This is a genomic window from Streptosporangium sp. NPDC000239 (assembly GCF_040300765.1).
GTDB lineage: Bacteria > Actinomycetota > Actinomycetes > Streptosporangiales > Streptosporangiaceae > Streptosporangium.
The window spans coordinates 281244-301830 of sequence record NZ_JBEPEI010000004.1 but is presented as its reverse complement, the minus strand read 5'-3'; the positions used below and the strand labels follow the sequence as shown (position 1 = coordinate 301830).

Sequence of the window (20587 nt, the reverse complement as noted above, 5' to 3'; positions counted from 1 at the left end):
ACCGTGCTCGGAGATTTTCTTTGTTCTTTGCGATGCCAGGTCCGTCTCGACGTAAAATCAGCCGGGAATCACACCATTCGAAAGGACAAATGTGAAAAGAATCGTTATTCAGGGGGGCAGTGACGGGATGGGGAGGGGAATGGGTGCCGCATTCCTGGAGCGGGGCGACGAGGTCGTCGTCATCGGGCGCGACGAGAGGAAGGGGGAGTCCTTCCTCTCCGCTGCCAGGGAGATCGGCGCAGGCGGGCGAGCCCATTTCGTGCGGGCGGACCTGAGCCTGGTGAGTGAGAACCGCAGGGTGGTCCGCGAGATCGGTGAGAGGCTTCCCGCGGTGGACGTACTCGTCCTGTGCGCACGGCACTTCCTCTCGGAGCGCCGGGAGACGGCCGAGGGGTTCGAGTACACCTTCGCGCTCTTCTACCTGAGCCGGTTCTTGCTCGGCCACGATCTGCGCGGCCTTCTGGAGAAGGGGGAGAGACCGGTCATCATGAACGTCGCGGGACCGGGCTCCCCGATGGGGGAGATCCAGTGGGACGACCTCGGGTTCGAGCGGAACTATGACGGTCTGGCCGCGCAGATGCAGGGCGGAAAGGCGAACGACCTGCTGGGGGTCTCCTTCGCGGAGAGATACGGATCCGGGCCGATCAGATATGTGCTTTTCAACCCCGGCAGCGTGTCGACCGGTTTCTCCGGAGAATATGACGAGATGACGAGGTTCCACGTCGAGGCGATGAAGAGAAGCGCGAAGCCGGTCGAGGCGGGGATAAAGCCGATCATCGCGACCATCGACAATCCTCCGGCCGAACCGCTGAGCGCCTTCGTGGAAGGACGGAGGATGGATCTTGTGGGAGAGTCCTTCGAGCCGCGGCATGCCAGGAGACTCGACGAGGTGACCCGCGAGCTGCTGTCGCGCTGACGGAACGCCGGTCGGGCCGACGCGTCGAGCGACGGGCACGCGCGCCGCACCACATGGTTCGTCCCGGGACCAGGCCGGTCCCGGAGGCGGTCCACTGTCTCGGCCCACGTTGGTCGCCCCCCGTGGAAGGCCTCGTCCGCGACGTCGAACCCGACGCCGACGAGGTGGCCCCTCCCGTGACCGGCGTCTCATGGCGGTCTTCCACGGCCGGGCCGATCCTGCGGCCTCCCCGCTCCTCCTGACCACTTCGTGCCGTCACGCGGCCCTGCCACCGGACCGGCCCGGTTACGGCTGTTCGGCCGTGGATCTCCGGACGGCACGAACCTCGGCGGCCAGGCGGGTCCGTGTACGAGCCGCCAAGGATCGAACAGACCGTGAGGACCTGAACGGTCCACGCCGAGGAAACACGGGTCTTCCTCCTGGGGCCGAGCAGGGGCCGTGGGAGACGTCCTCCCAGGAGTTTGAGGTCGGCCGCCGTCACGGGCGCCGTCCCCGGACCGTGAGCTCACGGCCTGACAGGAGGAAGCAAAGATCGCCTCCCGTATTTCTCCCGGAAACAGAAAAAGGACCCGATCCGCTTAACGAATCAGGCCCTTGATCTGGCCAAACACTGTCGGGGTGGCGGGATTTGAACCCACGACCTCTTCGTCCCGAACGAAGCGCGCTGCCAAGCTGCGCTACACCCCGGTGCACGCCGTTTTGCTCGTGCTTCGGAAAGTCTAGCGGACTTCGCGCGTGCTTGCGTCACCTCTGGGGCGGGGCACCAGGGTCAGCAGGCTGGCCTCGGGGAAACAGGAGAAACGCACGGGGGAGAAGGGGCTGGTGCCCAGTCCCGCCGAGACGTGGAGGAAGGCGGACTCGTGCCTGCTCAGCCCCTTGACCCGGGCCCTGTCGATGCCGCAGTTGGTGACCAGGGCGCCGTAGAACGGCACGCAGACCTGGCCGCCGTGGGTGTGGCCTGCGAGCAGCAGCTGGTAGCCGTCGTCGGCGAAGCGGGACATGTTGCGGGGCTCGGGGGAGTGCATCACGCCCAGACGGAGATCGGCCTCCGCCGGGGCGGGTCCGGCGATCTCGTCGTAGCGGTCGAGGTTGATGTGGGAGTCGTTGATGCCGCCGACGGCCACGTCGAGGTCACCGACCTTGAGGCGGGCGGTGGTGTTGTTCATGTTCAGCCAGCCCTCGTCGGACATGGCGGTGCCCAGTTCCTCCCAGGGCAGGGAGGGGATCTTCCTGCCGTGGTCGCCCTTCGAGGTACGCCACAGGTAGCGCACGGGGTTCTTGAAGATCGGCGCGTACATGTCGTTGGAGCCGTAGACGAACAGGCCTGGGCGTGACAGCAGTGGTTCGAGGGCGTGCATGAGAGGGCCGACGGCGTCGGGGTGCGCGATGGAGTCGCCGGTGTTGACCACCAGGTCGGGCTTGAGGGTGCCCAGCGAGCGGACCCAGTTGATGAGCATCCGCCTGCCAGGGGTGAGGTGCAGGTCGGACAGGTGCAGGACACGCACGGGCCGCTGGCCGGGTTCGAGAACGGGCACGTCGAAACGCCGCAGGCGGAAGGTGTTGCGCTCGACGACCGAGGCGTAGGCGAGGCCGGTCAGGCCGAGACCGATCAGGGACAGGGGCACCGCGGCTGCTTTCCTCACCTTCTCATCATGCCCGACGAACGACCCCCCGCAGGAAACCTGCGATACAACGAGGCGGTTAAGACGGCAAGATGGACCGCATGAGCGCATTGAAGGACAAGTTGAAGGCCGACCTCACGGCCTCCATGAAGAGCAGGGATGAGGTCCGCACCCGTACGATCCGCATGGCCCTGGCGGCCGTGAACGTCGAGGAGGTCTCGGGCAAGGCCGCCCGCGAGCTCTCCGACGAGGAGATCGTCAAGGTGCTGACCAAGGAGGCCAAGAAGCGCCGTGAGGCGGCGGAGGCGTTCAGCGGCGCCGGCCGTACCGAGCAGGCCCAGGCCGAGGTGGACGAGCAGGCCGTCCTTGAGGAGTACCTCCCCGCCCAGCTGTCCGACGAGGAGCTCGCGGCGCTGGTCGAGGAGGCCGTCACGGAGAGCGGGGCCTCGGGGCCGCAGGCCATGGGGCAGGTCATGAAGGTCCTGACCCCCAAGGTCGCGGGCCGGGCCGAGGGCGGCAGGGTCGCGCAGGCCGTACGGAGCCGTCTGGCGCGCTGAGAGCGCGGGCCGGGAGCACGGGGCTGGGAGCGCAGGCTGAAGAGCGCGGGCTGAGAGCGCGGGCTGGGACGCGCACTGAGAGCACGCGCTGAGCGTCGGCCAGTACGGAAGCTGTACGGCGGGCTTGGAAGTCCACGACATGGCCGGAGCCCCTCCCCGATCGGGGAGGGGCTCCGGCCATGTGCGGGCCGCTCAGCGGCCGATGGGACGGTTGGAGTCGCCCTTCTTGTTCTTGCCCCGGCCGCCGAACCAGCCGCCGTTGCCGTCGTTCTCGATGGTGCCGTTGTCGTCGGGGCGGTCGCCGCCGCCACGGCCCCGGTCGGGGCCGCCGTCACCGGGCTTGTCCGGCTTCGGCGGCGGCTTGGGGGCGCACCTGGTGCAACCGCCGAAGCGGTCCTTGTCCACCGCGGTGAAGGGTGTCGGGTCGACGCCCTTCAGCGCGTCGATCATGGAGTACTTCCAGATCCGTCCCGAGATCGTGGCGCCGTACACGTAGGGGTAGTAGGTGCCGCCGATGGTCACCCCGGTCAGGTCGTGCTGGAAGGCGCCGCGCGGGTCGCCGAGGCTGACGGAGGAGGCGAGGTCGGGGGTGAACCCGGCGAACCAGGCGGCGGTGTAGCCGTCGGTGGTGCCGGTCTTGCCGGCCGCGGGACGACCGATGCCGCCGTACTGGCTCATCGTGCCCTTGGTGAACACCCCGGACATGATGTGCGCGGCGGCGTCGGCGACCTTCTCGTCCAGGACCTGCTGGCACTTCGGCTTGTACTGCGTGGCCTTGTTGTTGCGGTCACGGATCTCGGTGATGGCCATCGGCTTGCAGTAGGTGCCGCGCGCGGCGATGCCCGCGTAGGCCGCGGCGACCGTCACCGGGTCCATCTCGTTGACGCCGAGGGTGAAGGTCTCGACCTCCTTGAGCTTGTCTCCGTCGGCCCGCTTGATGCCGAGGCTCTTGGCGGTCTTGACCACGTCGCAGAGGCCGACCTCCTCCTCAAGGCGCATGAAGAAGGTGTTGACCGAGTTCCGGGTGCCGGTGAGCAGCGTGTTGAAGCCGCCCTCGCCCTCGCTGGAGTTCTGCACGGTGTGGCTGGGGATGCCGACCGGGTTGCCCTTGCAGTCGCGGAAGGAGCCATAGCTTGAGGCGCTGTAACCGGCGCCGGTGCTGAAACCGTCGTTGATCTTGAAGCCCTTGTTCAGCGCCGTGAGCAGGGTGAAGACCTTGAACGTCGAACCCGCCTGGAACCCGGTGCCGCCACCGTGCTGGCTGTCGCCCGCCAGGTTGTAGCTCATCTGGTTCTTCTTCTTGTTGCGCCCGAAGTCGCGGCTGGCGGCCATCGCCTTGATGGCGCCGGTGCCGGGCACGACCATCGCCTGCGCGGCGACCGGCTTGTCGCTGGCCTTGACGAACTTCCTGATGGCCTTCTCGGACGCGGACTGCATCTTCGGGTCGAGCGTCGTCTTGATCGTCAGACCGCCCCGCTGGAGCAGCCTCTTGCGCTCCTCGGGGGTCTTGCCGAAGGACTCGTCGTTGAGCAGCTCGTTCTGGGCGTAGAGGCAGAAGTAGGGGTAGGAGCTCACGTCGCAGCCGCCGGGGACCGGGGTGTCCTTGAAACCCAGCTTCTTGGCCTTGGCCTCCGCGGCCTCCTGCGTCGTGATCTTGCCGAGCTCGGCCATCCGGTTCAGGACGATGTTGCGCCGTTCGAGCAGCCGCTCACGGCTCGCCTTGCCCACGTTCGGGTCGGTCCTGTTGGGGTTCTGCACGGCTCCGGCCAGCGTCGCCGCCTCGACGAGGTTCAGCTTGGAGGCGTCCTTGCCGAAGAAACGCTTGGCCGCGGCCTGGATGCCGTGGGCTCCGGCACCGAAGTAGGCGATGTTGAGGTAGCGCTCAAGGATCTCCGACTTGGTGTACTTCTCCTCGATGGCCAGCGCGTAGCGAAGCTCGTTCAGCTTGCGTTCGAGGGTCTGCTCGATCGCGGCGTTCTGCTCCTCGGGAGTCTCGGCCGCGTTGAGCAGCACGAGCTTGACGTACTGCTGGGTGATCGAGGAACCACCCTGGACGCTGCCCCCGCTGAAGTTCTTCATGGCCGCGCGAAGTGTGCCCTCGGGGTCGATCGCGCCGTGCTCGTAGAACCGGAAGTCCTCGATCGCGACGATCGCGGTCTTCATGATGTCGGAGACCTCGTCGAGCTTCACCGACTCGCGGTTCTCGTAGTAGAACTGGGCGAACTGCTTGCCGTTCGCGTCGAGCAGGGTGGTCTTCTCCGCGAGCGGAGGTTCCTTCAGCTCCTCGGGGAGCAGGTGCAACTCCTCCGTGGCCGACTTGACCGTCAGCCCCGCCCCGCCGACCGCGGGGAACGCCACAGCGGCGACCAGCACGCCAGTGACGGTGGCCGCGGCGAGCAACCGCACCACGTTGCCCATGCCACGGAGCACTGACCTGTGAGCTTTGCCTTGAGCTTGCACGACACCAAGGGTACGTCGGACGGATAGCCCAAACGGTAACGGAACACCACTTCGCTGTGCCTCACTCCCGTATCGGACGCAGGTGACTAGTCATTACCGGCCAGATGGCCGCCGATGACCATGCGGGAAATTGGTCCCGCCGGGGTCTGTCGGCCCGAACGTCTGATTGCGTACGTTCTCCTTCTGCGGCAACTGAATACGGAGGCTCGACGCCCGCGCCCGTCGGCCCCAAGTCACGACTGACCACCTAAGGGGAGTGGGGTCGAATGTGGATCACGGATTGGACCTCCCGTGCGGCCTGTAAGGGTGCGGATCCTGACGCGCTTTTCGTTCAGGGCGCTGCCCAGAACCGGGCGAAGCTGATCTGCCGGGGATGCCCGGTCCGGACCGAGTGCCTCGCCGATGCGCTGGACAATCGCATCGAGTTCGGGGTGTGGGGCGGGATGACCGAGCGCGAACGCCGGGCGTTGCTACGCCGGCGACCGGACGTCGACTCCTGGCGTGACCTGCTGGAGTTGGCCAAGGAGGAGTACGAGCGGACGAACGAGCTGATCGCCGGCTGAGTTCGCGCAGATCCCGTACGGCTGGCGCACCGCGCCGGCCGTACCCGCGCGTCCGCGGGACGTCAGTTCCCGGAGACGGGATGCCAGGTTCCCGAAGACCGCGGGGTGTCAGGCTCTCGGAGGCCAGAAAGAGGCCTCCGAGAGCCTGAGAACCCTCGCTACTGGGCCGTCAGCAGTTCACCGACCCTGCGCAGGCCCGCCAGGTCGTGCACGTCCTGCGACATCGCCGGGACCCGGGCCACGGGCACCGTGGGATGCGCCGACAGGAAGTGCTCCTGTTCACGGTCCTCACGCGCGGCCAGTTGCATCCGGCCCGCGTGCAGGCGCAGGACGGCGGCGGTGAGGTCGTGTTCGCCCCGCGTCTCCAGATCCTCGGCCGCGGCGGTGCTGCGCGCGGCCGACAGCACGGCGGCGGGCGCCCGGTGCACCCGGTTCACCACCAGACCGGCCAGCGGCATGCGCTCCTCGGCCAGCCGCTCCACGAAGTAGGAGGCCTCCCGCATGGCGTCGCGCTCCGGCGCGGCCACCACGACGAAGGCCGTCCCCGGGGCCTGCAGGAGCTTGTAGGTCTGCTCGGCCCTGGCCCTGAAGCCGCCGAAGACGGCGTCGAGGGCCGAGACGAACGTCTGCAGGTCCTTGAGCACCTGCGCGCCAAGCAGCTTGGTCAGGGCGCCCGCCACGATGCCGAACCCGGCGTTGAGCAGCTTGAACGCGCTGCGCCCGCCCGCCTTCGCGGGAGCCATGAGCAGCCTGATGAGCCTGCCGTCGAGGAAGCGGCCGAGCCGTTCCGGGGCGTCGAGGAAGTCGAGCGCCGAGCGCGACGGCGGGGTGTCGACGATGATCAGGTCCCAGTCGCCGGAGCGGCGGAGCTGCCCGAGCTTCTCCATCGCCATGTACTCCTGGGTGCCGGAGAAACTCGACGAGAGAGACTGGTAGAAGGGGTTCGTCAGGATCTGCCGGGCCCGTTCCGGGTCGGCGTGCGCCTCGATGATCTCGTCGAAGGTGCGCTTCATGTCGAGCATCATGGCGTGCAGCCTGCCCTCGCCCTTCACCCCGGCGACGGGCCGCGGGGTGTTGTCGAGCTCGGTCAGGCCCATGGACTGGGCCAGTCGCCTGGCGGGGTCGACGGTGAGCACGACGGCGGATCGGCCGCGTTCGGCGGCGCGCAGCCCGAGCGCCGCGGCCGTCGTGGTCTTGCCGACGCCGCCGGAGCCGCAGCAGACCACGATCCTGGTGCCCGGGTCGTCGATGATCGCGTCGAGGTCGAGGACCGGGACCGCCCTGAGCCTGCCGGACCGCTCGTTCATGCCGCTCCCTGCGCGTGGATCGACTCGGCCAGTTCGTAGAGTCCCGCCAGGTCGACCCCGTCGGACAGCAGCGGCAGCTCGTAGCGGGGCCTGCCCGAGGTGTCCAGCGAGCGCCGTTCACGGCGTTCGAGCCTGGTGCGGTGGGCGTGCTCGGCGATCTCCTCGGTCAGGGCGTCGGCCACCGCGGCGGCGTCCGCGCCGCCCTCGGCGAGCCCGGCGGCCTTCAGCCCGAGCGCCAGTTCGGCCGGGTCGAAGCGGCCCTTGGCCGCGGCGTCGAGGACCGAGGCGGGCAGCAGCGACTCCCTGACCATGTTCGTGAAGATCCCTCCGGGCGGCAGGCCCGCCTCCCGCAGCTCGTCGAGCCCGTCCAGGGTCTCCTGGACCGGCATCTCCTCAAGAAGTGTGACGAAGTGCACCGCGGTCTCCGGGGAGGAGACGACGCCGTTGACCAGGTCGGCGTGATTCTTGATCGGCCCGACCCTCGCGAGCCCGGCGACCTCGCTGGTGACGTTGAGGAAGCGGGCGACCCGCCCCGTCGGCGGGGCGTCGAGCACGACGGCGTCGTAGATCCGCCTGCCGTCCTTGCCCTTGCGCCGTACGGCCTCGGTGGTCTTGCCGGTGACCAGGACGTCGCGGAAACCGGGGGCGATGGTGGTCGCGAAGTCGACGACGCCCATCTTGGTGAGAGCCTTGCCCGCCCTGCGCATCCCGTAGAACATCTCCAGGTAGTCGAGCATGGCCTCCTCGGGGTCGATGGCCAGCGCGTGCACGTCACCGCCTCCCGGCGCGACGGCGATCTTCCGCTCCTCGTACGGCAGCGGCGGCAGGTCGAAGACCTGTGCGATTCCCTGACGGCCCTCGACCTCGACCAGCAGGACCCTGCGCCCGCCCGAGGCGAGCGCGAGGGCGAGGGCGGCGGCGACGGTGGTCTTGCCGGTCCCGCCCTTACCGGTGACGACATGGAGGCGTACGCCGTCCCAGTCGGTGTCACGAGCTCTCACGCTTCGAAGGCTACCCAACGGCCCCCTGCCGATTCGCCCGGACCGTCCACCCACGAATATGCCGATTCTCACTGGCGATCCATCCGAAAAGGGACACGGACGTGGTGGGAGCCGGTGGACGGCCGTCCACCGGGGCGGCTGTCGCTAATGTGTCCCCCATGACGCAATGGGAGTACTCGACGGTGCCGCTGCTGGTGCACGCGACCAAGCAGATCCTCGACAACTGGGGCCAGGACGGCTGGGAGCTCGTCCAGGTCGTGCCGGGGCCCAACCCCGAGCAGCTTGTCGCCTACCTGAAGCGGCCGAAGCAGTGACGCCGGAGGAGCGGCTGAGCGAGCTCGGCCTGACGCTGCCCAAGGTCGTCGCGCCGCTGGCGGCCTACGTCCCCGCGGTCCGCTCGGGAAACCACGTCTACACCTCGGGCCAGCTCCCGGTGGTGGACGGCAAGCTTCTGGCGACCGGCAAGGTCGGCGCCGAGGTGAGCCCGGAGGACGCCCACCAGCTCGCCAGGACCTGCGCGCTCAACGCCCTGGCCGCTGTCGGGTCGGTGGTCGGCGACCTGTCGAACATCGTCAGGATCGTCAAGGTCGTCGGCTTCGTGGCCAGCGACCCGGCCTTCTCCGGCCAGCCGCAGGTGGTCAACGGCGCCAGTGAGCTGCTCGCCGAGATCCTCGGGGACGCGGGCAAGCACGCCCGCAGCGCGGTCGGCGTCGCCGTACTGCCGCTGGACGCCCCGGTCGAGGTCGAACTGGTCGCCGAGGTCGTCTGACCGGATGACAGGGCCGAAACCGGAGGGATCTGATGGGCGGGATTCCGCTCCGCGGTGAGCTGGGCGAGCGGGCACGGGACATCCTGGCCGGGCGGGCCGAGCCCGTCCCGGCCCGGGACGCCGCGACCGTGGTCCTCCTGCGCGAGGACCCACGCCAGGGGGTCGAGGTCTACCTGCTGAGACGTACGGCGAGCATGGCCTTCGCCGCGGGCGCCTGCGTCTTCCCCGGCGGTTCCGTCGATCCTCGGGACGCCGACCAGGCGCTCGCCTGGGCCGGTCCGCCGCCCGCCGAGTGGGCGCGGGCCTTCCGCACGTCGGAGGGCACCGCGCGCGGCCTGGTGTGCGCGGCGGTCAGGGAGACGTTCGAGGAATCGGGCGTGCTGCTCGCCGGTCCCTCGGCGCGGGAGGTGGTGGCCGACACCACCGGGGACGACTGGGAGGCCGACCGGCTCGCCCTGATCGACAGGAGTCTGTCCTTCACCGACTTCCTGGCCAGGCGGTCCCTGGTGCTGCGCGCCGACCTGCTGCGCCCCTGGGGGCACTGGATCACCCCCGTGGCCGAGCCGAGGCGCTTCGACACCCGCTTCTTCGTCGCCGCGCTCCCGCCGGGCCAGCGCACCCGCGACGTCGGCGGCGAGGCCGACAAGGTCATCTGGGTACGGCCGGCCGACGCGCTGGACCAGGCGCGGCGGGGGCTGATCAGGCTGATGCCCCCGACCTACCGCACGCTGCGGGAGGTCTCCGCGCACCCGGCCGTGGCCGGCGTCCTGGCGGCCGAACGTGAGATCGTGAGCTACATGCCCGGTATCGCCGAGGTCGACGGGGAGATGCGGATCGTGCTCGACGACGACTACGGACCCGGTGTGGGATGAGCGGGCTGCGGATCCCCCTGGACGGCCCCGACGGGTCGGGAACCGCCAACGCGTTCGCGATCCTGGCCCCCAACCCCTCCGCGATGACCCTGGAGGGCACCAACACCTGGGTGGTCGGCGTCGGGGAGGAGGCACTCGTCGTCGATCCCGGCCCCGAGGACGAGGCCCATCTGCGGCGGGTCGCCGCCCACCTCGGGGAGCGCCGGGTGCGGGCGGTCCTGCTGACCCACGGTCACGACGACCACAGCGGCGGTGCCAGGAGGTTCGCCGAGCTGGTCGGAGCCCCGGTCAGGGCCCTCGACCCCCGGCACCGTCTCGGCACGGAGGGGCTCGGCGACGGAGACGTGATCACGGTCGGCGACCTCGAACTGCACGTCGTCGGCACTCCGGGCCACTCGTTCGACTCGCTGTGCTTCTGGCTGCCGCAGGACGGGGCCGTGCTCACCGGGGACACCGTGCTGGGCAGGGGGACGACCGTGATCGCCCCGGACGGGGACCTCGGAGACTATCTGCGCTCCCTCGACCGTCTGCGGGCGACGGTCGAGAAGGTCGGGGCGCGGGCGCTGCTGCCGGGACACGGCCCGGTGCTGCCCGACCCGGTCGGCGCGCTCGACGGCTACGTCGCGCACCGCAGGCGGCGGCTCGACCAGATCAGGCGGGCCAGGCGGCAGGGGGCGACGACGGCGAGGGAGATCGTCGAGGTCGTCTACGCGGAGGTCGACAGGTCGCTGTGGCCGGCCGCGGAGATGTCGGTCCGCGCCCAGCTCTCCTATCTGGACGGCCTCGGCGAGTGAGGGTCAGCGCGAGCGGTTGTGCAGGCGCTCCAGGTCCATGATGACCACGGCCTTGGCCTCGATGCGCAGCCAGCCGCGCTGGGCGAAGTCAGCCAGAGCCTTGTTCACGGTCTCGCGGGAGGCGCCGACCAGCTGGGCCAGCTCCTCCTGGGTGAGGTCGTGGTGGACCCGGACACCGTCGTCGATCCGCTGCCCGAAGCGCTCGGCCAGGTCGAGCAGGGCCTTGGCGACCCGGCCGGGGACGTCGGTGAAGACCAGGTCGGCCAGCACGTCGTTGGTACGGCGCAGCCGCTGGGCCAGGGCGCGCAGCAGGTGCAGGGCGACCTCGGGACGGCCGGTCAGCCACGGGCGCAGGTCGTCGTGGCCCAGACCGGCGAGGCGGACGTCGGTCAGCGCCGTCGCCGAGGCCGTACGGGGACGGGGGTCGAACAGCGAGAGCTCGCCGAACATCTCACCGGGGCCGAGCACGCTGAGCAGGTTCTCCCGCCCGTCGGGGGCGGTCCTGGACAGCTTGATCTTGCCTTCGAGGACCACGTAGAGGCGGTCTCCGGTCTCGTTCTCGCTGAAGAGGGTCTGTCCCTTGGACAGCTCGACCTCCGAGACACTCGTACGCAGCGCGGCGGCGCCCTCACGGTCGAGCGCCGAGAACAGAGGCGCCTTGGCCAGCACGTCGTCGGTGTTCACAGTGCCTCCTGTTTCACGGCTCACGCAGTTATTGTGACCTATCACACCGAGTCGTTCTCAAGGGGCCCGGCGTGAAGGCCGCCGGGACTCCACGGCGGTGGTTCCGCTGGGTTGGACCCGGCTCGCGGTGGTCCGCCGTGTTCGACGGCTGGATCACGCTCATCCGGAAATCTACCCATATAGATGGGCGAACCCGACGTCGGTCCCTCCTCCCGCGTCCCAGACCGTCTCTCAGACCCCGCACCCGCGGGCACGGGGTCCCCTAACAGAGGCGTTGTCAGTCGTCGGCCGCGCCGCGCAGCTCCCACGCGCCGCGTCTGCGCAGGACCAGCAGGTAGTAAGCGGCGAAGACGATCCCGATGCCGACGGTGATGAGGAGGCTCGGCCGCCCGACCTCGGGGTCGAGGAGGTTGCGGTAGGCGACGTACCCGATGGCCAGCAGGGCGAGCACCGGCGCCACCGGGAACCACGGCATCCGGTAGGCGGCGTGCGAGGTCGAGCCGTTGCGGCGCCCGGTGAGGGTCGCGACGCACAGCGCCGCGTAGATCGCGATGATCGTGGTCGCGGTCACGACCAGCAGGAACCGTTCGTCGGCGTAGCAGAACCCGGCGCCGATGAGCCCGGCCCCGATGGTGGCGATCCACGGGCTGCCGAAGCGGGGGTGGATCGAGGCCAGCGCCCTGCTGACCGGGGACGGCCAGGTGGTGTCGCGGCCGGTGCTGAAGATCATGCGGGCGGTGACCAGGATGATCGCCAGGACCGCGTTGAAGATGGCCAGGGCGACGGCGAGGCTGAGGACGTTGTTCAGCGTCGTCCCGGCGCGTGCGGTGATGAAGTACTCCATCATGTTGTCCGCGCCGAAGAGACCGGGGAGCGAGGGCGCGCCCATGAGCACCGCGGTCACCGGGATCAGCTCGGCGGCGACGGTGATGCCCAGGGCCCACAGGACCGTCTTGGCGATGCCCCGGTGGGCGTCCTGGGTCTCCTCGCCCAGATAGACGGCGGCGCCGTAGCCGTTGTAGGCGAACAGGGCCACCGCGGTGGCGGCGCCGATCACCCCGGCCGAGGCCGCGACGACCGTGCCGTCCTGGCCCGCGGCCACCGGGTGCAGCACCAGGTCGGCCAGGGAGCGCTCGGGGTTGAGGAAGCCCAGCGCGCTCACCACGACCAGGGCGAGCATCTCGATGGCCAGGAAGACGCCGGTCACCCAGGCGTTGAGCTTGATGTCGAACACGGCGAGCACGGTGGCGACGACCGTGGTCACGGCCGCGACGGTCGGGGCGTGCAGGCCGGGGAAGATGACCGCCAGGTAGGTGCCGACGCCGAGCGCGATCACCGCGATGATCAGCAGCTGGGTGACCATGAACAGGCCGAGCACCACGAAACCGGGCAGCCGCCCGAAGGTACGGGCCACGATCGCGTACTCGCCGCCGCTGAGCGGGTAGGCCGAGCCGAGTTCGGCGTAGACGAAGGCCATGAAGATCCCCACGACGCCCGCGACCAGGAAGGCCGTGAAGGCTCCCGAGCCCGCCTGGCCGATGACACCCGGGGCGATGATGAACACCGAGGACGCCGGGGAGATCGCCGACAGGGTGATGAACAGGGTGCCCAGCAGTTTCAGGCCCCGGTGCAGGTGGGGGTGGGAGCCGGTCGGGGCGGGTGGCGGTGTGGGGGTGGACGGGCTCGTGTCGTGGGGGGTCACGGCGCCTCCTCAGGCGTGGTTCTTTGAACATGCATCAAAGAACTCTGTGAGATGTACGTCAATACACCTCCGTGTAAAAGCTCCGTGTCACCTTCCCCGGTTGCGTTCTTTGACCGATGTCTAGAGAATCACCGGCATGGCACGACCCAGCCGAGCACACGAGAAGCGCGCCGAGCTCGTCGCCGCCGCCCGCCGGGCGGTGCTGCGGCACGGCGTCGTCGACCTGCGTCTGCGGGACGTCGCCGAGCAGGCGGACATGTCGGCGGGGTCGGTCCTGTACTACTTCCCGGCGCTGACCGACCTGCTGAAGGAGGTGCAGCACGAGGCGGTCGAGCGTTTCTGCGTCGAGCGGGAACGGGCGGCCTCCGAGGAACCCGACCCCAGACGCAGGCTGCTCGGCATGATCCGCGCGGGCCTGCCGGCCGGCAGCGACGACGAACTGTGCGTCCTGCTGTACGAGCTGGGCACCTACGCCCGCAGGGACCCCGCCTACTCCGCCCAGCACATCCGCCTGTGCGAACGGCAGGTCACCCTGTACGCCTCCATCCTGGAGGCCGGGGCCGCGACGGGGGTCTTCACGCTGACCCGTGACGCCGTCACCCTCGCCCGCAACCTCGTCATGCTTGAGGACGGCCTCGGCCTGCACGTCACGCAGGCCGTACCCACCCTCGACGCCGGGCAGGCCGAGCGCCTGCTGCTGACCTACGCCGCCGACGTCACCGGCTGCGACCTGGAGAACCTGGAAGGACCTGAAGAACGATGACACGGGCGCGCGAACTCGGCCTGCCGCTGCCGGGCCGTACGGGGCCGGACAACGCGATCACCGACGTTCCCGGGGTCGAGGTCGGCCACACCACGCTGATCGAGGGGGAGTCGGTCCGCACCGGCGTGACCGCGCTGCTGCCACGCGGGCGCGCGGACTTCGAGGTGCCGTGCGCGGCGGGGTGGTTCTCGCTCAACGGCAACGGCGAGATGACGGGCACCTCCTGGCTCAGCGAGACCGGCTCCCTTCGGCTGCCCGTGCTCATCACCAACACCCACGCCGTCGGCACCTGCCACCGCGGGGTCATCGACTGGGTGGCCCGTGAGAAGCCCGAGGTCGCCGCCGAGTGGCTGCTGCCCGTGGTCGCCGAGACCTGGGACGGCTACCTCAACGACATCAACGGCCCCCACGTACGGCCCGAGCACGCCGTGGCCGCCATCGACGCGGCCCGCCCGGGACCGGTCGCCGAGGGCTCGGTCGGCGGCGGCACCGGGATGAACTGCTACGGCTTCAAGGGCGGCAACGGCACCTCCTCCCGGCTGGTCGACTATGGGGCCGACACCTACACGGTCGGGGCGTTCCTCCAGGCCAACTTCGGCGCCCGCAAGGAGCTGACCGTCTGCGGCGTGCCCGTCGGCAGGTCGCTCACGGACGACGACCCCATGGACGGGCACGACTCCCCGGCGGGGGCGGGCTCCGTCATCGTCGTCGTCGCCACGGACGCGCCGCTGCTGCCGCTGCAGTGCACCGCGCTGGCCCGCAGGGTCCCGCTGGGCCTCGCCCGTACCGGGACCACCGGCTCGCACTTCTCCGGAGACATCTTCCTGGCCTTCTCGACCGGCAACCCCGGCGCGCTGACCTCGGGCTTCCCCGGGGAGGAACCGGTCTACGAGAGCATGCGGTTCATCCCGTGGAGCCGGCTCGACGTCTTCTACGAGGCCGTCGTCGAGGCCGTCGAGGAGGCCGTGCTCAACGCCCTCCTGGGCGCCGAGACCATGATCGGCCGTGAGGGTCGCCGCTCACCCGCCATCCCCGTCGCCCAGCTTCTCGACCTGCTCGGCACCCAGGTGTCGTCCGCGAACCGCGTGGAGTGAGGGCCGGTAGGCTCCTGCCCATGCCGGGTGACAGACAACGTGACGGATCGCGCAACCACGGTGCCCGCACGGGCCGGGGCACGCGTCCGGCAAGTGGCGCCGTGGGGGTGCACAGCCGCGGCGACCGGTTCCAGACGTGGCAGGCGTTGCTGACCAACCGGAACAAGCGGCAGAAGCTCGGCGAGTTCCTCATCCACGGGGTCCGCCCGATCACGCTCGCGGTCGAGCACGGCTGGCCGCTGCGCTGTCTGCTCTACCCACACGGTCAGCACCTGTCGGCGTGGGCGGAGGGTCTCATCCGTGACAGCGGGGTCCGTTCGGTGCCGGTGGCCCCGGAACTGCTGCTCGAACTCGGAGAACGAGAGTCGGCGGCGCCGGAGCTCGTGGCCGTCGGCGCGCTGCGGCCGGACGACCTGGGACGCCTGCCCCAGGGGCACGACCTGCTGGGAGTGGCCTTCGACCGTCCGACGAGCCCGGGCAACATCGGGACGCTGACCCGTTCAGCGGACGCGTTCGGCGCCTCGGGGATGATCATCACCGGCCACGCCGCGGACGTCTACGACCCGAAGACCGTGCGCGCCAGCACAGGATCGATCTTCAGGCTGCCGGTGGTCAGGGCTCCCGGCGTCAACGAGGTGCTCGAATGGGTGGAGTCCCTGCGCGGGCGGGGCACCCCGGTCAAGATCATCGGGACCGACGAGACCGGCGGGACCTCCGTACAGGACTGTGACCTGACGGGCCCGGTCCTGCTGGTGGTGGGCAACGAGACCGTCGGGATGAGCGCCCGCTGGCGCGAGGCCTGCGACGAGATCGTCAGGATTCCGATCGGGGGTGCCGCCAGCTCGCTCAACGCGGCCTCCGCGGGGACCCTGATGCTCTACGAGGCCGCCCGGCAGCGCGGGTTCCCCACAGCCAGGGACTGATGTGAGACCGCCTTGGCTCTCAGTGGAAAGGCGTCGGAGAAGGGGGCGGGAGTGACGGGCTACCGTCATGTGGTCGCCAAGGACGACTACACGGATCTCGCGAGCGGCACCGTCCTGCGCTCGGCCCCGGGATTCCCGGCCTTTCCCGTCAGGTTGGTCTCGGAGATCTTCCTGCGCGCCCTGGAGCTGCGCGGCGGCGACGCCCCGGCGGTGATATGGGACCCCTGCTGCGGGAGCGGCTATCTGCTCACCGTTCTCGGGCTGCTGCACCGGCGTGAGGTCTCCTCGCTGGTCGCCTCGGACGTCGCGGAGAACGCGCTGGTGCTCGCCCGGGAGAACCTGGCCCTGGTCGATCCTGAGGCCATGGAACGCCGGGCGAGGGTGCTTGAGGAGCGAGCCGGACGCTTCGGCAAACCCGGCTACCTGGACGCGGCGGCGAGCGCGCGCCGCCTGGGCGGACGGCTCACCAGGGAGGGCGGGGCGCTGCCCACCACGGTCAGCCGGGCGGACGTGTTCCGGCCGGCCGAGCTCGCTGCCGTCGTCTCCACGGCCGCGCCCGACATCGTGATCACCGACGTCCCCTACGAGGAGCAGACCAGCTGGATCGGCGGCACCGGGGTGCCGGAGATGCTGGGCTCCCTGGCCTCCGTCCTCGGCGGCGGATCGGTCATCGCGGTCACGGCCAAGGGGCGCCGGGTCCCGGTCGGGGACGTCGCGCGCCCACGGGTCTCCTTCCGTGTCGGCAACCGCTCAACCGTGCTCCTGAAGGCGGCCGACCTCTCCGCCGGTTAACGGGAATCTCCGAGGCCGCAGGGCCGGACACCACCTACGCTTGAGGCCATGGCGACGCAGTTGACCCCTGGGCAGAGGACGAGACGATTCAAGAACGAGACCCGGCTCGGCCTGGTGCGCAGGGCCCGGCGGATGGACCGGGTGCTCATGGAGACCTACCCCGACGCCCACTGTGAGCTCGACTTCAACAGCCCGTTCGAGCTCCTGATCGCCACGGTCATGTCGGCGCAGACGACCGACGTCCGCGTGAACATGGTGACGCCCACGCTCTTCGCGAAGTATCCGACCCCCGAGGACCTCGCGGCGGCCGACCCGGAGGACGTCGAGGAGATCATCAAGTCCACCGGGTTCTTCCGGGCCAAGACGAAGTCGATCATCGGACTGTCGATCGCGCTGCGCGACGAATTCGGCGGCGAGGTGCCCAGGACCCTCGAACAGATGGTCACCCTGCCCGGTGTGGGCCGCAAAACGGCCAACGTGGTCCTCGGGAACGCGCGTGACCCCAAGACGGGAGAACCGTTCGGGGTGACGGGCCTGACCGTGGACACCCACTTCCAGCGGCTCGTGCGGCGCTTCGGATGGACCGAGGAGACCGACCCCGTCAAGATCGAGCACATCGTCGGCGAGCTCATCCCGAAGCGGGAGTGGACGATGGCCTCCCACCGCCTGATCTGGCACGGCCGCCGCGTCTGCCACGCCCGCAAACCCGCCTGCGGCGCCTGCCCCCTGGTCGCCCTCTGCCCCTCGTACGGCACCGGCCCGACCGACCCCGTCGAGGCCGCGAAACTGGTCCGTTCCGGCCCTCTTCCCTGACATGACCGGATCGTCGGGAAGCACGAGGCCGTACGGCGTGTTGCAGAGACCGGAACAGACCGGAGGTGTGCCCGTGGAAGTGCCCGGCTGGTTGGAGACGCTCGCCGAACGGGTCGCGAGGAAACCGGTTCCCCTGGCCATGCGCCCGCCGGAGACCGGCGGCCGTCACGCCGCGGTGCTCATGCTGTTCGGCGAGGGGCCGCTCGGCCCCGACGTGCTCCTGATCCAGCGCAGCTCACGCGGGCGCAGACACGCGGGACAGCCCGCCTTCCCCGGCGGCGGGATCGACCCGGACGACGGCGGTCCGGTCGCCGCGGCGCTGCGTGAGGCCCGCGAGGAGACCGGGCTCGACCCGGCGGGCGTCCATGTCGTCGGCACCATGCCCGAGCTGTACATCTGGCGCAGCGACAACCGGGTCACCCCCGTCGTCGGCTGGTGGCACACCCCCTCCGTGGTGCACGCGGCCTCGCCGAACGAGGTCGAGTCGGTGGAACGGGTCCCGCTGTCCGAACTGACCGACCCGGCCAACCGCGTCACCCTGCGTCACCCGAGCGGCTTCGCCGGCCCGGCCTTCCGGGTCCGCGGGCTGCTGGTGTGGGGCTTCACCGCCGGGGTGCTCGACGGGGTGCTCGCCGGCTCCGCCTTCGAACGCCCCTGGGACAGGTCACGGGTCGAGGACATGCCTCCCGACGTCGTCAACCTCGCCGCCCGCTGACCCCTCCCAGCCGCCCCCCTCGATCTCACGCCCGGTGGACAGGGCCAGCCCGAGACGCGCCCACTCGGCCACGTCCTCGCAGGGGTCCCCGGTCAACCGTTCGAGTACGGCCAGGCCCGCCGGGTCCGGCGGAGCACCGATGATCTTCGGGAGTGCGTGGGCGACGCCGTACCTGACCCTGGAGTCCTCGTGCTCGCTCAGCGTGACCACCGAGGGCAGCGCGCGGCCGTCCTGTAGGTGACCGAAGGCGATCAGCACCGAGTAGAGCACCATGCAGTCGTCCTCGGCGGCGGCCAGGAAGCGCAGAACCGGCAGACTTCGGTCGACGAACGGCAATCTGCCGAGGATGTCCACCCCGAGCATCCGCTCGGTGGCCGTGTTGCCCGCGCACAGTCGTCTGGCCGCGGTGAAGGTCTCCAGATCGCCCCGTTCGTGCAGCATGGCGATGGCTTTCCAGCGGATCGTGCCGTCCTGGTCCCTGTCCCGCAGCGCGGTCTCGATGAGCGTTTCCACAGCCGGCGACCCCCCGATCGTTGCCATACGGCCCACGATAACGGCCGGGACCTCCGGCAAGGGGTGCACGCGCGGGCCAAGGGCTGGATACCGTTAAGGGGTGCGTGGTGATCTCCTCGACCTTATCCTGATCGCCCTTATGGTGGCCTTCGCGGTGTCGGGGTACCGTCAGGGGTTCATCATCGGGTCCCTCAGCTTCATCGGATTCGTCGGCGGTGCCCTGCTGGGCATGTTCATCGCCCCTCCCATCGCCGGGGCCATAGTCGACGGCGACACCGAGCGGGCGCTGCTCGCCATCGTCATCGTCTTCCTCGCCGCGACGATCGGGCAGTTCGCCTCCTCCACGATCGGCGCGGTGGTCCGCAGCCACGTCACCTGGGAACCGGCCAAGGTGGTCGACGCGGTCGGCGGCACCTTCGCCAGCGCCTTCTCCGTGCTGGTCATCGCCTGGCTGATCGGCTCACTGATCGCCTCCTCGCCGTTCACGCTGCTCAGCGAGCAGATCAACGGCTCTCTGCTGATCAGTACGGTCGACCAGGCGTTGCCTCCCGCGGCCAAGGACTTCCAGAAGCCGTTCAAGCGCTTCATCGACACCTCGGGCTTCCCGAAGGTGTTCGGCGCCATCGGCGGCAACCAGCTCGTCGAGGTCCCGCCCCCGGACCAGAGCGTGGCCAAGGGAGTCCAGCTCAAGCGGGCCCGCCGGGGCATCGTCAAGGTCCAGGGCGTGGCCACCAGCTGCCGCAGGCACATCGAGGGCACCGGGTTCGTCTTCTCGCAGAACAGGGTGATGACCAACGCCCACGTGGTCGCCGGGGTCGACCAGGAGCTGGAGGTCACCGACTACCTCAACAACAACCATCCGGCCAGGGTCGTGCTCTACAACCCCGACCGGGACATCGCCGTCCTGTACGTCCCCGGCCTCAACATGCCGGTGCTGCGCTTCGACGGCACCGCGACGATGGGCGACGACGCCATCATCGCGGGCTTCCCCCACGGCCAGGGCTTCACCCTCGCCGAGGCCCGCATCCGGGTGAAACAGCGTGCGAAGGGCCCCGACATCTACGAGCGCAAGACCGTCGTCCGCGACATCTACTCCATCCGCGGCTCGGTCATCCAGGGCAACTCGGGCGGCCCGCTGCTCACCCCCGACGGCCGGGTGTACGGGGTCGTCTTCGCGGCGGCCCTCGACCAGCAGGAGACCGGCTTCGCACTGACGGCGGCCGAGGTCTCCCCGGACGCCGAGGACGGCTCCAAGCTGTTCAACCAGGTAAGCACCCAGGAGTGCGACCGTAACGGCTGAGTCTCTTTGCTCCGCCTGGCTGGGTCTCTTTGCTCCGCCTGGCGGCGTCGCGGGTTCGGGCGCTTCGGGTTGGTGCTTTCCCTCGTCTCTGCGTCGCTGCGTTCCTCAGTCCAAGCACCGACGCGCCCAAGCCCTGTCTCTTTGCTCCGCCTGGCGGCGTCGCGGGCTTGGGCGCCTCAGGTCGGTGCTTTCCCTCGTCTCTGCGTCGCTTCGCTCCTGCGTTCCTCAGTCCAAGCACCGACGCGCCCAAGCCCTGTCTCTTTGCTCCGCCTGGCGGCGTCGCGGGTTCGGGCGCCTCAGGCCAACGCTTTCCCTCGTCGTTCGTCCGCTTCGCTCCCTCACTCCTCAGTCCAAGCGTCGGCGCGCCCGAACCGAAACCCCTCACACTTAGCGCCGGTACCCCGAACCCTTCACTCCTGGCACCGAG

Annotated in this window: 21 protein-coding genes and 1 tRNA gene; 14 read left to right on the top strand and 8 right to left on the bottom strand. The window is 69.8% G+C overall.

What is annotated here, in order from left to right:
• The first annotated feature begins 91 nt into the window (after positions 1 to 91).
• Positions 92 to 916 (top strand): SDR family NAD(P)-dependent oxidoreductase, encoded by an 825-nt coding sequence (locus tag ABT340_RS13655; protein ID WP_352011025.1) that lies wholly within the window; start codon positions 92 to 94, stop codon positions 914 to 916.
• 613 nt (positions 917 to 1529) lie between these two features.
• Here the strand turns inward: ABT340_RS13655 and ABT340_RS13650 are convergent.
• Together ABT340_RS13650 and ABT340_RS13645 are read right to left on the bottom strand one after the other, a co-directional pair.
• A tRNA-Pro gene (locus ABT340_RS13650) sits at positions 1530 to 1603 on the bottom strand.
• A 32-nt stretch (positions 1604 to 1635) separates the two neighbouring features.
• Positions 1636 to 2559 (bottom strand): metallophosphoesterase, encoded by a 924-nt coding sequence (locus tag ABT340_RS13645; protein WP_352011024.1) that lies wholly within the window; start codon positions 2557 to 2559, stop codon positions 1636 to 1638.
• Positions 2560 to 2639: 80 nt separating this feature from the next.
• On the opposite strand from ABT340_RS13645, the gene ABT340_RS13640 reads away from it, so the two are divergent.
• The gene (locus ABT340_RS13640; RefSeq protein ID WP_352011023.1) at positions 2640 to 3095 is read left to right on the top strand and encodes a GatB/YqeY domain-containing protein; all 456 of its coding nucleotides are present in this window, start codon (positions 2640 to 2642) and stop codon (positions 3093 to 3095) included.
• Positions 3096 to 3287: 192 nt separating this feature from the next.
• On the opposite strand, the gene ABT340_RS13635 is transcribed toward ABT340_RS13640, so the two are convergent.
• Positions 3288 to 5513 (bottom strand): transglycosylase domain-containing protein, encoded by a 2226-nt coding sequence (locus tag ABT340_RS13635; protein ID WP_352011022.1) that lies wholly within the window; start codon positions 5511 to 5513, stop codon positions 3288 to 3290.
• Positions 5514 to 5821: 308 nt separating this feature from the next.
• On the opposite strand from ABT340_RS13635, the gene ABT340_RS13630 reads away from it, so the two are divergent.
• Entirely contained in the window at positions 5822 to 6118 is a 297-nt protein-coding gene (locus tag ABT340_RS13630) for a WhiB family transcriptional regulator (protein ID WP_012887233.1), read from the top strand.
• 158 nt (positions 6119 to 6276) lie between these two features.
• Here the strand turns inward: ABT340_RS13630 and bagB are convergent, their stop codons facing one another.
• Together bagB and bagA are read right to left on the bottom strand one after the other, a co-directional pair.
• A complete protein-coding gene (bagB, locus tag ABT340_RS13625) occupies positions 6277 to 7425 on the bottom strand; it encodes an ATPase BagB (protein WP_352011021.1) in 1149 nt (382 codons plus the stop codon).
• Positions 7422 to 8426 (bottom strand): ATPase BagA, encoded by a 1005-nt coding sequence (gene bagA, locus ABT340_RS13620; protein WP_352011020.1) that lies wholly within the window; start codon positions 8424 to 8426, stop codon positions 7422 to 7424. The genes bagB and bagA overlap by 4 nt, the downstream gene beginning before the upstream one ends.
• A 158-nt stretch (positions 8427 to 8584) precedes the next feature.
• On the opposite strand from bagA, the gene sp36 reads away from it, so the two are divergent.
• From sp36 to ABT340_RS13600, 4 genes are read left to right on the top strand one after another with little or no spacing between them, the layout of a single operon-like run.
• The gene (gene sp36 / locus ABT340_RS13615) at positions 8585 to 8740 is read left to right on the top strand and encodes a Sp36 family protein (protein ID WP_221460272.1); all 156 of its coding nucleotides are present in this window, start codon (positions 8585 to 8587) and stop codon (positions 8738 to 8740) included.
• Positions 8737 to 9195: a RidA family protein gene (locus ABT340_RS13610; RefSeq protein ID WP_352011019.1), complete on the top strand. Its 459-nt coding sequence runs from the start codon at positions 8737 to 8739 to the stop codon at positions 9193 to 9195. The genes sp36 and ABT340_RS13610 overlap by 4 nt, the downstream gene beginning before the upstream one ends.
• 32 nt (positions 9196 to 9227) lie before the next feature.
• Positions 9228 to 10067 carry an NUDIX hydrolase gene (locus ABT340_RS13605; protein ID WP_352011018.1) on the top strand — a complete coding sequence of 280 codons (840 nt, stop codon included), beginning with the start codon at positions 9228 to 9230 and terminating at the stop codon, positions 10065 to 10067.
• On the top strand, positions 10064 to 10861 hold the full coding sequence (locus tag ABT340_RS13600; RefSeq protein ID WP_352011017.1) for an MBL fold metallo-hydrolase: 798 nt from the start codon (positions 10064 to 10066) through the stop codon (positions 10859 to 10861). Before ABT340_RS13605 ends, ABT340_RS13600 begins: the two co-directional genes overlap by 4 nt.
• Positions 10862 to 10864: 3 nt before the next feature.
• Here ABT340_RS13600 and ABT340_RS13595 read toward each other — a convergent pair whose 3' ends face one another.
• Positions 10865 to 11545 (bottom strand): Crp/Fnr family transcriptional regulator, encoded by a 681-nt coding sequence (locus ABT340_RS13595; protein WP_086567499.1) that lies wholly within the window; start codon positions 11543 to 11545, stop codon positions 10865 to 10867.
• A gap of 277 nt (positions 11546 to 11822) precedes the next feature.
• The gene (locus ABT340_RS13590) at positions 11823 to 13247 is read right to left on the bottom strand and encodes an APC family permease (RefSeq protein ID WP_352011016.1); all 1425 of its coding nucleotides are present in this window, start codon (positions 13245 to 13247) and stop codon (positions 11823 to 11825) included.
• A gap of 136 nt (positions 13248 to 13383) precedes the next feature.
• Between ABT340_RS13590 and ABT340_RS13585 the strand changes: the two genes are divergently transcribed.
• The 6 genes from ABT340_RS13585 (at position 13384) to ABT340_RS13560 (ending at position 18347) form a co-directional block, all read left to right on the top strand.
• A complete protein-coding gene (locus tag ABT340_RS13585) occupies positions 13384 to 14010 on the top strand; it encodes a TetR/AcrR family transcriptional regulator (RefSeq protein WP_352011015.1) in 627 nt (208 codons plus the stop codon).
• Complete coding sequence (locus tag ABT340_RS13580; protein ID WP_352011014.1) at positions 14007 to 15104, top strand: DmpA family aminopeptidase; 1098 nt, start codon at positions 14007 to 14009, stop codon at positions 15102 to 15104. The genes ABT340_RS13585 and ABT340_RS13580 overlap by 4 nt, the downstream gene beginning before the upstream one ends.
• A 101-nt stretch (positions 15105 to 15205) precedes the next feature.
• A complete protein-coding gene (locus ABT340_RS13575; RefSeq protein WP_352011013.1) occupies positions 15206 to 16027 on the top strand; it encodes a TrmH family RNA methyltransferase in 822 nt (273 codons plus the stop codon).
• A 51-nt stretch (positions 16028 to 16078) separates the two neighbouring features.
• Positions 16079 to 16819, top strand: a complete 741-nt coding sequence (locus ABT340_RS13570; RefSeq protein ID WP_352011012.1) for an rRNA methyltransferase — start codon at positions 16079 to 16081, stop codon at positions 16817 to 16819.
• A 48-nt stretch (positions 16820 to 16867) separates the two neighbouring features.
• The gene (gene nth, locus ABT340_RS13565) at positions 16868 to 17632 is read left to right on the top strand and encodes an endonuclease III (RefSeq protein ID WP_352011011.1); all 765 of its coding nucleotides are present in this window, start codon (positions 16868 to 16870) and stop codon (positions 17630 to 17632) included.
• A gap of 73 nt (positions 17633 to 17705) precedes the next feature.
• Positions 17706 to 18347, top strand: a complete 642-nt coding sequence (locus ABT340_RS13560; RefSeq protein ID WP_352011010.1) for an NUDIX hydrolase — start codon at positions 17706 to 17708, stop codon at positions 18345 to 18347.
• Here the strand turns inward: ABT340_RS13560 and ABT340_RS13555 are convergent.
• The gene (locus tag ABT340_RS13555; RefSeq protein WP_352011009.1) at positions 18297 to 18887 is read right to left on the bottom strand and encodes a HEAT repeat domain-containing protein; all 591 of its coding nucleotides are present in this window, start codon (positions 18885 to 18887) and stop codon (positions 18297 to 18299) included. The genes ABT340_RS13560 and ABT340_RS13555 overlap by 51 nt on opposite strands.
• A gap of 73 nt (positions 18888 to 18960) precedes the next feature.
• On the opposite strand from ABT340_RS13555, the gene ABT340_RS13550 reads away from it, so the two are divergent.
• The gene (locus ABT340_RS13550; RefSeq protein ID WP_352011008.1) at positions 18961 to 20160 is read left to right on the top strand and encodes a MarP family serine protease; all 1200 of its coding nucleotides are present in this window, start codon (positions 18961 to 18963) and stop codon (positions 20158 to 20160) included.
• Positions 20161 to 20587 lie beyond the last annotated feature (427 nt).

Coding starts and splice junctions, on each gene's coding strand:
- ABT340_RS13640 (WP_352011023.1), top strand. CDS start 2,640: ATGAGCGCATTGAAGGACAAGTTGAAGGCCGACCTCACGGCCTCCATG.
- ABT340_RS13635 (WP_352011022.1), bottom strand. CDS start 5,513: ATGGGCAACGTGGTGCGGTTGCTCGCCGCGGCCACCGTCACTGGCGTG.
- ABT340_RS13630 (WP_012887233.1), top strand. CDS start 5,822: ATGTGGATCACGGATTGGACCTCCCGTGCGGCCTGTAAGGGTGCGGAT.
- bagB (WP_352011021.1), bottom strand. CDS start 7,425: ATGAACGAGCGGTCCGGCAGGCTCAGGGCGGTCCCGGTCCTCGACCTC.
- sp36 (WP_221460272.1), top strand. CDS start 8,585: ATGACGCAATGGGAGTACTCGACGGTGCCGCTGCTGGTGCACGCGACC.
- ABT340_RS13605 (WP_352011018.1), top strand. CDS start 9,228: ATGGGCGGGATTCCGCTCCGCGGTGAGCTGGGCGAGCGGGCACGGGAC.
- ABT340_RS13600 (WP_352011017.1), top strand. CDS start 10,064: ATGAGCGGGCTGCGGATCCCCCTGGACGGCCCCGACGGGTCGGGAACC.
- ABT340_RS13585 (WP_352011015.1), top strand. CDS start 13,384: ATGGCACGACCCAGCCGAGCACACGAGAAGCGCGCCGAGCTCGTCGCC.
- ABT340_RS13580 (WP_352011014.1), top strand. CDS start 14,007: ATGACACGGGCGCGCGAACTCGGCCTGCCGCTGCCGGGCCGTACGGGG.
- nth (WP_352011011.1), top strand. CDS start 16,868: ATGGCGACGCAGTTGACCCCTGGGCAGAGGACGAGACGATTCAAGAAC.
- ABT340_RS13555 (WP_352011009.1), bottom strand. CDS start 18,887: ATGGCAACGATCGGGGGGTCGCCGGCTGTGGAAACGCTCATCGAGACC.